This window comes from Rhodanobacter sp. C06, assembly GCF_002001105.1.
Classification (GTDB): Bacteria; Pseudomonadota; Gammaproteobacteria; order Xanthomonadales; family Rhodanobacteraceae; genus Rhodanobacter_A.
The window spans coordinates 1-12308 of sequence record NZ_MUNP01000015.1 but is presented as its reverse complement, the minus strand read 5'-3'; the positions used below and the strand labels follow the sequence as shown (position 1 = coordinate 12308).

The 12308-nt window shown below is 67.6% G+C and carries 10 protein-coding genes; 3 read left to right on the top strand and 7 right to left on the bottom strand.

Annotated elements, in window-relative coordinates; all coding sequences use genetic code 11:
• Positions 1-575 precede the first annotated feature (575 nt).
• The 4 genes from B0E52_RS18485 to B0E52_RS00250 form a co-directional block, all read right to left on the bottom strand.
• Complete coding sequence (locus B0E52_RS18485) at positions 576-725, bottom strand: hypothetical protein (RefSeq protein ID WP_168174102.1); 150 nt, start codon at positions 723-725, stop codon at positions 576-578.
• Between the two features lie 146 nt (positions 726-871).
• The gene (locus tag B0E52_RS00260) at positions 872-1681 is read right to left on the bottom strand and encodes an AraC family transcriptional regulator (protein ID WP_077480580.1); all 810 of its coding nucleotides are present in this window, start codon (positions 1679-1681) and stop codon (positions 872-874) included.
• A gap of 20 nt (positions 1682-1701) precedes the next feature.
• Positions 1702-2112: a GFA family protein gene (locus tag B0E52_RS00255; protein WP_077480578.1), complete on the bottom strand. Its 411-nt coding sequence runs from the start codon at positions 2110-2112 to the stop codon at positions 1702-1704.
• 184 nt (positions 2113-2296) lie between these two features.
• Positions 2297-2758 carry a glycine zipper 2TM domain-containing protein gene (locus B0E52_RS00250; protein WP_077480576.1) on the bottom strand — a complete coding sequence of 154 codons (462 nt, stop codon included), beginning with the start codon at positions 2756-2758 and terminating at the stop codon, positions 2297-2299.
• A gap of 242 nt (positions 2759-3000) precedes the next feature.
• Here B0E52_RS00250 and B0E52_RS00245 point away from each other — a divergent pair, with 242 nt between their 5' ends.
• Entirely contained in the window at positions 3001-5667 is a 2667-nt protein-coding gene (locus tag B0E52_RS00245) for a TonB-dependent receptor (protein WP_077480574.1), read from the top strand.
• A gap of 63 nt (positions 5668-5730) precedes the next feature.
• Here the strand turns inward: B0E52_RS00245 and B0E52_RS00240 are convergent, their stop codons facing one another.
• Together B0E52_RS00240 and B0E52_RS00235 are read right to left on the bottom strand one after the other, a co-directional pair.
• Positions 5731-6918 carry a cation:proton antiporter gene (locus B0E52_RS00240; RefSeq protein ID WP_077480572.1) on the bottom strand — a complete coding sequence of 396 codons (1188 nt, stop codon included), beginning with the start codon at positions 6916-6918 and terminating at the stop codon, positions 5731-5733.
• A gap of 64 nt (positions 6919-6982) precedes the next feature.
• A complete protein-coding gene (locus B0E52_RS00235; protein WP_077480570.1) occupies positions 6983-8449 on the bottom strand; it encodes an MFS transporter in 1467 nt (488 codons plus the stop codon).
• Between the two features lie 187 nt (positions 8450-8636).
• Between B0E52_RS00235 and rnk the strand changes: the two genes are divergently transcribed.
• Positions 8637-9047: a nucleoside diphosphate kinase regulator gene (gene rnk / locus B0E52_RS00230; protein ID WP_077480568.1), complete on the top strand. Its 411-nt coding sequence runs from the start codon at positions 8637-8639 to the stop codon at positions 9045-9047.
• 52 nt (positions 9048-9099) lie between these two features.
• On the opposite strand, the gene B0E52_RS00225 is transcribed toward rnk, so the two are convergent.
• The gene (locus tag B0E52_RS00225) at positions 9100-9726 is read right to left on the bottom strand and encodes a phosphatase PAP2 family protein (RefSeq protein WP_077480566.1); all 627 of its coding nucleotides are present in this window, start codon (positions 9724-9726) and stop codon (positions 9100-9102) included.
• 117 nt (positions 9727-9843) lie between these two features.
• On the opposite strand from B0E52_RS00225, the gene ligA reads away from it, so the two are divergent.
• On the top strand, positions 9844-12246 hold the full coding sequence (gene ligA / locus B0E52_RS00220) for an NAD-dependent DNA ligase LigA (RefSeq protein WP_077480564.1): 2403 nt from the start codon (positions 9844-9846) through the stop codon (positions 12244-12246).
• Positions 12247-12308: the final 62 nt, after the last annotated feature.

Here is a 12308-nt window from a genome sequence, read left to right as displayed (position 1 = left end):
GGTCTTCGACCGATACATACGAGAACATGCCAAGCTGCTGGACGTCGGGGCTGCGCATCGGATCGGGCGGTCAGTGATTGAGAACGTCTATGACCGCGGCGGCGCGCGGAGGTTTCTCAACAGCCTGTTAGGGCGCCAAGGATCAGGGCGCCCAAGATTCCGCCTAATAAACGCAATATACGCTTCAAGGTTTTATCCCCGCTACGATCTATAAGTTTTCATCAATATCGCGCTACTAAGCACTTGCCCTCACAAAAGCAGCGCGAACTATGCCGCATGCACTTGCTAGCCATCCGACGCCCCCGCTTCGAGTAGCGGACGGTTTAGAGTCCGGGGCCACTTTAACTGCTTTGTGTCGGCGGCGGGTATCAGCCCGCCTAGCGCCTTCTTCGATCGCTCCTCGTTGTATTCCCGCCGCCAGCGTTTGATCTCGGCGCGTGCGTGAACAGGCATAAGGGGCGGAGGGAATAAATACCGCCCCTTGGGCCACCCAAACAAAACGCCCCAACCGGGGCGTTTTGTGTTCCTGGCGGAGATCAACGATCAAACAAGATCGCAACCCGCACGGATCTCCATCAGTCCTTGGCGCACAGGCAGGTACCGCCCTGCTGGCAGCCGCACTGGCAACCGGTGGGCTTGGTGGTCGGGGCTGCCTGGCAGCCACAGGTGCAGGCCGCGCCGACGCAGTTGATGCACGAACAGGGGGTGCTGGTTTCGGTATTCATGGTTTGTCACTCCAGTAGAAGTGGGCCGGAAGTAGTCCACGGAGCGCATTCTGCGGATCCTGTCCATGCGGGGCTTGAATGTATGGGCTGACCTGCGGCCGGGGGTGCCATCGCACGATCCGCAGGCAGGAGGGAAGCGGCGATGCCTATTCGACGCGCCCCAGCATGGTCGGCGCGATGCCGAACATCCGCCGGCAGGTGCGGCTCAGGTGGGCGGAATCGGCGAAGCCGGATTGCTGGGCCGCTGTCGTCCACGATTCCCCGCCCAGGCCGCGGACGATGGCATGGCCGACCCGCGCCCAGAGCAGGTAGGCGCGGAACGAAATGCCGGTCTGGGCAACGAAGAGATGGCGGAATCGACTCGGCGAAAGGTGGGCTACCGCTGCGGCCTGTCCCAAGGCAATCGGCGCATCCAGGTGGTCGCGGATCCAGTCGAGCGCCCGTGCGATTCGCTGGTCCGGCGCGGCCGTTCCGGCGGCGTGCCCGGTGAGCAGGTCAACGACCTGCTTGGCGGCTTCGATCAGGGCGGCATCGTCGTATGCAGCGCGATCGTCGAAGGCAGCCAGGAGGTCGCGCGCGCGGCGGAGCACGACGGCGTCGTCGATCGATGCCAGGTCGGCATCGCCATAACGGATGGACAAGGCCCGCCCGGCGAGTGTTTCGGGCTCGACAAAGATCATCACGACGTCCTGGCCACATCCATCGAATTGGTGCCGGCGGTCGGGCATGACGATGGAGGCATGCATGTCTCGCCAGTCCGCGGCCAAGGAGCATCGAAGCCGGACCGGCTGTTCCGGTGCCAGCGTGATCTGCATGGCATGGTGGGTGTGGGGCTGCACGAGACCTGTGGCGCGTCCCATCCACACGCTTCCACCGCGCCACATCAGCACGCGGCCGGACGCGGCCGCCGTCGTGCGCGCGTTGGAGTGATTCGAAGTGGCGGCGGCTTGCGTCATGCTGGCTCGTGGCGATATGTCTACAGGTGCCGCGTTTCGGCGGGGCTCTCGTCCCAGTTGTCGTTGAGGCCGTCGTAATACGTCACCGGCGCGGACACCAGCTCGTCGATGTCGACACCATCAAGGCACATGACGTTGATGTTGTAGTACTTGCTGCCGCTCATGTTCGGCATGTCGACCCATTCGAACGCCCTGACGCCGCAGTGTTTGCAGAACTGGTGATGCGCGACCGAGTTGCCGCGGCCCCGGTAGTCCGTGAGATCGTTCTCGCCTGCCAGCAGGCGGAATGCCTGCGGAAAGGCATTGGCCGACCACAGCCGCATCTTGGTGCAGATCGTGCAGTTGCACTTGCCGGTGCCGGCGCTGATATCGAGATCCGCCTCGAAGCGGACGGCGCCGCAGTGGCAGCTGCCGGTGTATGTCTTGAGCATCGGATCCTCCGCCAGTTTTCAGTCTTTCGACATTGCACCATGACCGGAACGGTTACGGCGCAATCGCGCCCACGATCCGCTCCCGCGGGCATGAAGGCCGGAGGGAATCGAGTATGGTCACCTTGGACCACCCAAGCAAAACGCCCCGACCGGGGCGTTTCGTCTTTCCGCAATCCGGCAATCCTCACTGGATGCGCGCGATGTTCCCGTTCGCGTCCACCTGCACCAGGTCGCCCTGGCGGATGCCGCTGGCGTCCTTGACCTGGATGTTCTGGTAGCTGCCGTTGCCCATCTTGATGCGCACGACCCAGCTGGTGCTGCTGCCGGCGTTGTTGCCGATCGCGTGGCCGGCGAAGCCGCCGCCCACCGCACCACCCACGGTGGCGAGCTTGCGGCCGTTGCCCTTGCCGACCTGGTTGCCGAGCACGCCGCCGGCGATGGCGCCGATGATGGTGCCGGCGGTGCCATGGCCGCCGCCCTGGGTGATGTTCTGCTCCACGCGCTGCACGGTGCCGCACTGGTCGCAGCGCAGGTAGATGCCGTCGTTGCGTACCAGCACGCCGCTGCTTTGCGCGCTGGCGACGCCGGTGCCGGCGAAGCCCAGCGTGGCGACCAGGGCGATCGAGAGCAGGGGATGGATCTTCATGGGGATCTCCTTGGGTGTGGTGGTGCCGCAGTCCAGTGTAGAAGCTCGCGCGCGCAAGATTTCGTTACGACATCACGTCGCGGCTCCGGCTTCGACAGATCGGGAGGCTCGATGTTCCGCTCGCGTTGCCGGGGATGCGCCCGCATGCATCGAAACCGGGAATACGGCGCTTTTCCCTCACGCGCGCCGTTGTAGCTTGCCGCTCGCAGGGGGCTTTCGGGGCAAGGGAAGGGGAGACGCAAATGCCTAACAAGACAAGTATCGACGTGGTACTCGTGCGCACGGCGCTGGCCGCCGCACTGCTGATGGCGTGGTCGGCGCAGGCGCAGGACCAGGGAGCGACGGACAACGGGCAGGCGGCGCCGCCTTCGGCGACGGCCGCCAAGCAGGGCAACACGAACAAGGCCGGCACCAACAAGGCCAAGACGACCACGAATCTGCAGGAGGTCGTGGTGACCGGCACGCACCGGGCCGGCTTGTCGCCGACCGAATCGATTTCGCCGATCGATGCATTCAGCGGCAAGCAGATCGCGGAGCAGCCCTCGGCGGACCTGACCGACACGCTGACCAGCATCGTGCCCTCGCTGACCACCCAGCGCTTTCCCATCGCCGACGGCACGGCGTTCGTGCGACCGGTTTCGCTGCGCAACCTGTCGCCCGACCAGACCCTGGTGCTGGTCGACGGCGTGCGCTTCCATCGCTCGGCGCTGGTCAACCTGCAGATCGATCCGCTGGGCACCTTCAACCAGGGCGCGCAGGCGGTGGATTTCTCGGTGTTTCCGTCCAACGCGATCGAGCGCGTGGAAGTGCTGCGCGATGGCGCCTCGGTGCTGTACGGCTCGGACGCGATCGCCGGCGTGGTCAACGTGATCCTCAAGAAGGAGCCGAAGGGCGCGACGGTCAGCGCGGAGTGGGGCGAGTACGGCAAGGGCGACGGCGACCTGCGGCGCTACGACGCCGACGCGGGCTTTCCGCTCGGCGCGGACGGCTTCGTGCACGTGAGCGCGGAGCACGAGACCACCGATCCCACCTCGCGCGGCATCCCTCAAGGGGGCGCGGCAGCCGTCGCGGCGGTGGTGGGCGCGAACCAGGTGCCGTACGACGGCCTGGGCCAGCGCTGGGGCGACCCGCAGACCAAGACGAACAAGCTGTTCGTCAATGCGGGCCTGCCGCTGGCCGGCGACGTGCAGCTGTACGGCTACGGCGACTTCATGGACAAGAAGGTGCTGTCCAGCTTCTTCTACCGCAACCCGGTGCTGCCGGCGCAGTACGGCATCAGCGGCCGCTCGACCCTGGTGAGCTACGCGAACGGCACCCTGACACCGGCGAACGCACCGCAGTCGCTGGTGGACAGCATCGTCGCCGGCGGTGGCAACCCGGCGAATTACCTCACGGCCAACGCCGCGAGCCCGAGCGGCTGGGAGCTGCTCAACCCGATCTACAAGCAGTTCCCCGGCGGCTACAGCCCGCTGTTCGGCGCCGACATCGCCGACCACCAACTGGTCGGCGGCGTGCGCGGGGGCGGGCAGAGCAACCTCCAGTGGGACGTGCACTACCGCAACGGCAGCAACGAGGTCGACTACCAGTTGCAGGGCTCGATCAACCCAAGCCTGGGCATGCTTTCGCCCACCAACTTCCATCCCGGCAAGCTGACCCAGCGCGAGCAGGGCGCCGGCGCGGATTTCGTCCGTTCGTTCGACAACTCGCCGCTCACGCTCGCGTTCGGCGCGCAGTGGCGCCAGGAGACCTACATCATCCACCAGGGTGATGCCGGTTCGATCGAGGTGGGACCGACCGCGTCGGTGTTCGGCGTGGGTTCGGACGCGTTCCAGGGCTTTCCGACCAACGCGGCGGGGCGCTTCACGCAGAACAGCGATTCTGCCTACTTCGACGCGGAGACGAACCTCACCGACAAGTGGTCGGGCGCCGCGGCGGTGCGCTACGAGCACGCGAACGGCTACGGTTCCAAGGTGGTCTACAAGCTTTCCAGCCGCTATGCGTTCACCGACACGTTCGCGCTGCGCGGCACGTACAACACCGGCTTCCGCACGCCCACGCCCGGTCAGGCGAACACCTTGAACGTCACCACCACGGCGAATGCGCAGGGCGGCCTGATCCCCAGCGGCACGTATCCGGTGAACAACCCGGTGGCGCGCGCGCTGGGCTCGGCGCCGCTGCAGACCGAGACCTCGAAGAGCCTGTCGGTAGGCGCGGTGTGGACGCCGACCGACAGTGTCACCACGAGCCTGGATTACTACCTCATCCGTATCGCCAACCGCATCGGCCTGGTCAGCAAGACGGTGACCCAGGCCACCGTCGACCAGCTCGCCTCCGGCGGTTACCCGAATGCGCAGCTGCTGCTCGGCAGCGACGCCAGCTATTTCGGCAACGCGTTCGACTCCCACGTCCGGGGCCTCGACTTCGTGGTCGACACGCGGCATCCGCTCGGCGACGGCACGCTCAACGTCGACTTCCGCTACAACTACAACAAGCAGGACGTGGTGAAGGTCAAGCCGGACACGCTCAACAATGATTTCGTGTACGACCTCGAACACCAGGTGCCCAAGAGCCGGGCGGTGCTCAGCTTCGACTACAACCTGCACCGGTTCGACGCCATCGCGCGGATCAACCAGTACGGCGGTTGGAGCACCACGGTCGGCCTGTTCGGCAGCAACAACCCGCCGAACGACGTGGACCACTACAGCGGCAAGACGCTGCTCGATCTGGAGGCGCGCTACAAATTCAACGACACCTTCTCGGTGGCGGTTGGCGGCAACAACGTGTTCGACACCTACCCGGGCAAGGAGCAGAACGCCACGCTGCAGTTCCTCGGCGTGAAGTACGCGCTCACTTCGCCGTTCGGCTTCAACGGCGCGTTCTGGTATGCGCGGGTGACGGCGAACTTCTGAGCCGGCCGATCCGTGCTGCGAAACGCCCCGACCGGGGCGTTTCGTCTTGGCGGGCCGGCGCGGTCAGCGCGGCGGCGCGTTCTCCGGTGAGTGCCGCAGCAGCCAGGCCAGCACCGGCGGCGTGACCATCGCGGTGAGCAGGGACATCGCCACGATGATCGCGTAGACGCGATTGCTGAACACGCCGGCGGCAAGGCCGAGGCTGGCGATCACCACGCCCACCTCGCCGCGCGGCACCATGCCGAAGCCCACGATGGTGGCGCCGCGCCGACCCAGCGACAGCGCGCCGAGGCCGCCGCCGATCAGCTTGGAGAGAATCGCGATCACGGTGACCACCAGCAGCATCCACAGCGCGTCGGCGCTGGCCAGTTCGTGCAGGTCGATCTTGCTGCCGGTGATCACGAAGAAGAACGGGGTGAGCAGGGTCAGCAGCGGCTGGGTCTGCTTTTCCAGCGTGTGCTGCTGGCGGGTTTCCGAGGCGATCATGCCGGCGAGGAAGGCACCGATGATCGCGGCGAGGCCGAACAAGGTGGAGACGTAGGCCAGGCCCAGGCACAGCGCCAGCGCGAAGAGCAGCGGCGACTGCGCGTGGCGCGGCTTGTCCAGCCAGCTGGAGTTCCAGCGCATCACCCGTGCGCCGCCCCAGCCGATCACCGCGATGAAGCCCACCGCCTCGCCCAGCACCACCAGCAGGTGGCCGGGCTTGAAGCCCTCGCCGCCCTGCATCGACACCACCACGCCGAGCAGCAGCATGGCGAGGATGTCGTCGATCACCGCGGCACCGAGGATCACCTTGCTCTCGGTGCGCTGCAGCGCGCCCAGTTCCTGCAGCACGCGCGCGGTGATGCCCGCCGAGGTGGCCACGAAGGCGGCGGCCACGAACATCGACTTGTCCCAGCTGAAGCCGCGGCCATGCGCCCACAGCGCGCCCATCGCGAACGGCACGATCACGCCGATCACGCCGACCAGGAAGGCCGACTTGCCAACCTTCTTCAGGTCCTCCAGCCGCGTTTCCAGGCCCACCGAGAACAGCAGCAGCACCACGCCGATCTCGGAGAGCACGTCCAGCGGCGTGCCGGTGGCGGTCTGCTCGGGCGTGATCCAGCCCAGCAACGAAGGGCCGATCACACAGCCGGCGGCGATTTCGCCCACCACGCCGGGCAGCTTCAGCCGCTGGGCGATCTCGCCGCCGACCTGGGCGGCGACGAACACGATGAACAGGGTGAGCAGGATGTCACTGGCGTGGTGCATGCGACGCGTCCGGGCGAAGGCGAGGCCCGCATGCTACATGCCGGCTGCGCCGGCGTCGTGACGCTCAGCCCGTCGAGGGCAACGCCTCGGCCGGGCGGTCGGGGCGCAGCTGGCCGAACACGCGGCTGGCGGCAGCGGTGATCAGGGCCAGCAACAGCACGGTCCAGCGGAATGCGACCACGAAATCCTCGGGCGTGTGCCCGCGCAGCAGCGCCTGCATCAGCAGGGTGGACAGCGCGATGCCGAAGCTCATCGCGAGGTACTGCACGGTGGAGGCCATCGACGAGGCCATCGAGGCGTGCCGGATATCCAGGTCGTTGTAGATCAGCGTGTTCATCGTGGTGTACTGCAGGCCGGTGAAGCAGCCGTAGCAGAACGTAAGCGTGGCGATCAGCCAGGCCGGCGTGCCCGGCCCGAACAGCGCGAAGGCGGCCAGCAGCACGGCCACGATCAAGGTGTTGCCCAGCAGCAGGCGGCGATAGCCGTAGTGCACCAGCACGCGATTGATCACCCATTTCGCGGCGATCGAGCCCAGCGCCTGCGGCACCATCATCAGGCCCGCCGCCAGTGGCGACCAGCCGCAGCCCACCTGCAGGAACAGCATCAACAGCAGGAACATGCCCGAGATGCCGAGTCGGGTGGACAGGCCACCGGTCAGCGCCACCGACACGCTGCGCACGCGCAGCAGGCCGAGGTCCGCCACCGGATGCGCGGTGCGCCGGCTGTGCCACACGTAGACCACGCCGAGCAGCAAGGCGATGCCGCCGCATGCACCCATTTTCGCCCACGGCACCGGGGCGTCCCCGGCCAGTTCCGAGGCGGTAAGCAACAGGGCGGAGGCGACGGCGAACAGCAGGAAGCCGGTGAGGTCGAAGCGATTGGCGCGGTCCAGCCGGTATTCCGGCATGTCGCGCCGGTTCATCCACACGCCGGCGATCGCCACCGGCACGTTGATCAGGAAGATCAGCCGCCACGAGGTGTATTCCACCAGTGCGCCGCCCAGCAGCGGCCCCAGCACCGAACCGAGCAGGCCGAAGGTGGCCACCGTGCTCATCGCGCGCACGAATTCGCGCTTGTCGATGCTGCGCACCAGCACGTAGCGCCCCACCGGCATCAGCGCGGCGCCGCCCACGCCCTGCAGCACGCGCGCGGCGACCAGCTCGGGCAGCGTCTGCGCGAGCCCGCACAGCAGCGAGCCCAGGCCGAACAGCACGATCGCCGCGCCGAATACCCGGCGCGTGCCGAAGCGGTCGCACAGCCACGGGCTGGCCGGAATCAGGATCGCCAGGGTCAACACGTAGCTGGTCAGCGCGCTGCGCATGCCCAGCGGGGTCTCGTGCAGTGCGTCGGCCATCGCCGGCACCGCGGTGTTCACCACGGTGGAGTCCAGCGCCTGCATGAAGAACGCCGCGGCCACCAGCCACAGCAGGCCGCGATAGCGCTCGCGCGAGGAGATGGCTTCCGCCTCGGCCACGGTCGCCGCGGCGACGGCATCGGCGTGAGGGAGCGGCTCGGCGGCTTCGTGAGGCATTGCGCGAATGATAACTGACGCGACAGCTTGCTTTCTGTCGCATTCCTGCGCAAAGTCAGCCTTGTTTCATCGATCGCCACCCCCAGATCGGGAAGGCGATACAACCAAGACCATCGCGCGCCGGGGTGCCCACCGCTCCGGCGTGTTCTTTTGCGCGATCCGCTTTGCTTGCGACAGGACAAGGACCATGAGCCGTCAACCCGCCATCACCGTTTCCCGCCTCGACCTGGAGCGCATCGAGTCGCTGCTCGACCGCATGCCGCCGGTCCAGGCCGCGGCGCATGCCGCGTTGCGCGAGGAACTGGACCGTGCCACGGTGCTGGAACCCACGGAGATGCCGCGCAACGTGGTGACGATGAACTCCACCGTGCGCTTCACCGACGAGGCCGGCGGCGAGCCGACGACGATGACCCTGGTCTACCCGGGCGCGGCCGGCAAGCCCGGCACGGTGTCGATCCTGGCGCCGGTGGGCAGCGCGTTGCTCGGCCTCGCCAAGGGCAAGCACATCGAGTGGCCGACCCCGGACGGCCGCAAGCGCCGCCTCACCGTGCTGTCGATCGACTACCAGCCGGAAGCGGCGGGGGATCTGCACCGCTGAGCGTCCCGCCGTCATTCCGGCCTTTGCCGGAATGACGAACCCGAAGCCGAGACTACGGCTTGAAGTGGTGCACGAAGCCCACCTGGAAGCCGCCCGGCAGCCAGCCGATGATCAGCGGGGAATTCCGGTGCGCAGCCCAGATGCCCACGCCGGCGCCCAGCGCGGCGCCGGCCAGCACGTCGGTCTGCCAGTGGCCGCGGGTCTTCATGCGCGCCACCGCGTCGTAGGCCGGCAGCAGCGCCAGCGCGTAGACGGCGGGGTGGTCGTGGCCGTAGTTCACGATGAACGGCGTCACCGCGGCGGTGATCGCGGTGACCTCGCCGCTGGGGAAGCTCTGCGCGTGGCTGCTCTCGAACCAGCGGTTCGGGTCGGAGGTCTGCGAGGGGCGTTCGCGCCGGAACGTGTACTTCAGCGCCTCCGAGCCGATGCTGGAGATCACCATCGCGTCCACCGAGCGCCAGAACGTGTCGCCCAGCTTGTCCTGGTCGCCGAAGGCCAGCGCGCCGCCGGCCACCGTCACGATGGTGCCGTACATCAGGATGTTCTGGTTGGTGCGCTTCCAGATGCCGCTGTTGTCGTAGTGCAGGCGGTGATCGATGCCGAGCGGGCCGCCGCCCGCGAAGGCCGGTGCAGACAGCGTGAAGGCGAGCAGCAACAACGCGTAACGTGTCGTGCGCATGGGGTGCCTCCCTTGCGGCCGGAAACATGGCCGCCGGTGCATGAGCCTAGCCCCGCCGGCTTTCGATTCGCTTACTTCGATCGTCCGTCACGACTTGCGGATCGCTAAACTGCGCGCATGAGCGCATCCTCCGTTCCCGCCGACAGCAAGACCCGTGCCGCCGACCTGCGCGAGCGCATCGTCGAGGCCAACTACCGCTACCACGTGCTCGATGATCCGACGATCACCGACGCCGAGTACGACCGCCTGATGCGCGAGCTGGAGGCGCTGGAGGCGGCGCATCCCGAGCTGGCCACGTCCGACTCGCCCACCCGCAAGGTGGGCGCGCGCGCGCAGGGCGGCTTCGCCGAGGTGCGCCACGCGCTGCCGATGCTGTCGTTGTCCAACGCCTTCGAGCAGCAAGTCGATGGGGAGCAGGGCGAGGACGATCGCACGCGCTTCCACGAAGTGGCCGAGTTCGAGCGGCGCATCGAGCAGACGCTGCACCGGCGCGAACCGATGTTCTCGGTGGAACCCAAGCTGGATGGCCTGGCGATCAGCCTGCGCTACGAGCAGGGCCAGTTCGTGCAGGGCGCCACCCGTGGCGACGGCGAGACCGGCGAGGATGTCACCGCGAACCTGCGCACCGTGCGGGCCATCCCGCTGAAACTGCGCGGCGCGGGCTGGCCGGAGGTGCTGGAGGTGCGCGGCGAAGTGATCATGCTGCGCAAGGATTTCGAGGCGTTCAACGCGCAGGCCCGCGCGCACGACGAAAAGACCCTGGCCAATCCGCGCAACGGCGCGGCCGGTTCGCTGCGCCAGCTCGACCCGGCAATCACCGCGAAGCGTAAGCTGAGTTTCTTCGCCTACGCAGTGGGCGTGGTGGAAGGCGGCGAACTGCCGCCCACGCATTCGGCCACGTTGCAGCAGCTGCGCGAGTGGGGTTTCCCGGTCTCGCCCGAGGTGGGCACGGCGCGCGGCTTTGACGGGCTGATCGCCTACTTCAAGCGCATCGGCGCGAAGCGCGACCGCCTGCCGTACGACATCGACGGCGTGGTCTACAAGCTGGACGACTACGAAGGGCAGCGCACGATGGGTTTCGTGGCGCGGGCGCCGCGTTGGGCCATCGCGCACAAGTTTCCCGCGCAGGAGCAGACCACCACGGTCGAGGCGATCGAGATCCAGATCGGCCGCACCGGCGCGGCCACGCCGGTGGCGCGGCTGGCGCCGGTGCAGGTGGCCGGCGTCATCGTCACCAACGCCACCTTGCACAACGCCGACCAGATCGCCCGGCTGGACGTGCGCGTGGGCGACACGGTGATCGTGCGCCGCGCCGGCGACGTGATCCCCGAAGTGGTGCGCGTGATGCCGGAACAGCGCCCGCCGCACACGCGGCCATGGACGATGCCGGCGCATTGTCCCGTATGCGGCTCGGCGCTGCTGCGCGAAGAAGGCGAGGCGGCCTACCGCTGCTCCGGCGGCCTGGTCTGCGCGGCGCAACGCAAGGAGGCGCTGATCCACTTCGCCTCGCGCCGCGCGATGGACATCGACGGCCTCGGCGAGCGCTACGTCGACGCGCTGGTGGATTTCGGCTACGTGCACACGCCGGCCGATCTGTACCGGCTCACGCTGGACGATTTCCTGGAGATGAAGCGCCGCGCCGACGAGCGCGACGGCACCACGCCGGAAACGGTGAAGCAGGGCAAGGTGGCGACGAAGTGGGCCGAGAACCTGCTCGACGGCATCGCAGCCAGCAAGGTCACCACGCTGGCGCGCTTCCTGTTCGGGCTCGGCATCATGCACATCGGCGAGAGCACGGCGAAGACGCTGGCCGCATGGCTGGGCCGGCTGGAGTTCGTGCGCAGCATGCCGGCGCCGGTGCTGCGCGTGCTGCCGGACATCGGCAGCGAGGTGGCCGCGTCCATCGCCGGCTTCTTCGCGCAGCCGGGCAACCAGCAGGTGGTGGATGCGCTGCTCGCCGCGGGGGTGCGTTTCGGCGACGAGGGCGAGCCTTCGCCGAAACTGCGCGAACGGCTGGGTCTTGCCGTGCTGCTGGACATGGCGAACGTCAACAAGCTCGGCCCCAAGAGCACGACGTTGCTGGCCGCGCAATATCCGACGCTGCAGCGGCTGCTAGCCGCGGGGCAGGCGCAGTGGATCACCGCCGGCCTGCCGCAGGCGGCGGCGATCAATCTCGAAGCCTATCTGTCGGACGCCTCGCAGCTGGATGCGTTGCGCGAAGCCGAGGCCGCGATGCAGCGCCTGCTGGACGTCATTCCGCAGACGGCACAAACGACCAGCCTGCCGCTGGAAGGCCAGACCGCGGTGCTCACCGGCACGCTGCCCACCCTGAGCCGCGACGAGGCGAAGGAGAAGCTCGAAGCGCTGGGCGCTAAGGTCGCCGGCAGCGTGTCGAAGAAGACCAGCTTCGTGGTGGCCGGCGCGGAAGCCGGCTCCAAGCTCGACAAGGCGAATGAGCTGGGCGTGCCGGTATGGGACGAGGCGCAGCTGCTGGCGCTGCTGGCGGAGCATGCGGCATGAAGCGCTTTGCCTTGATTTTGACTCCCTCTCCCCCAACGCCGTTGGGGGAGAGGGTTGGGGTG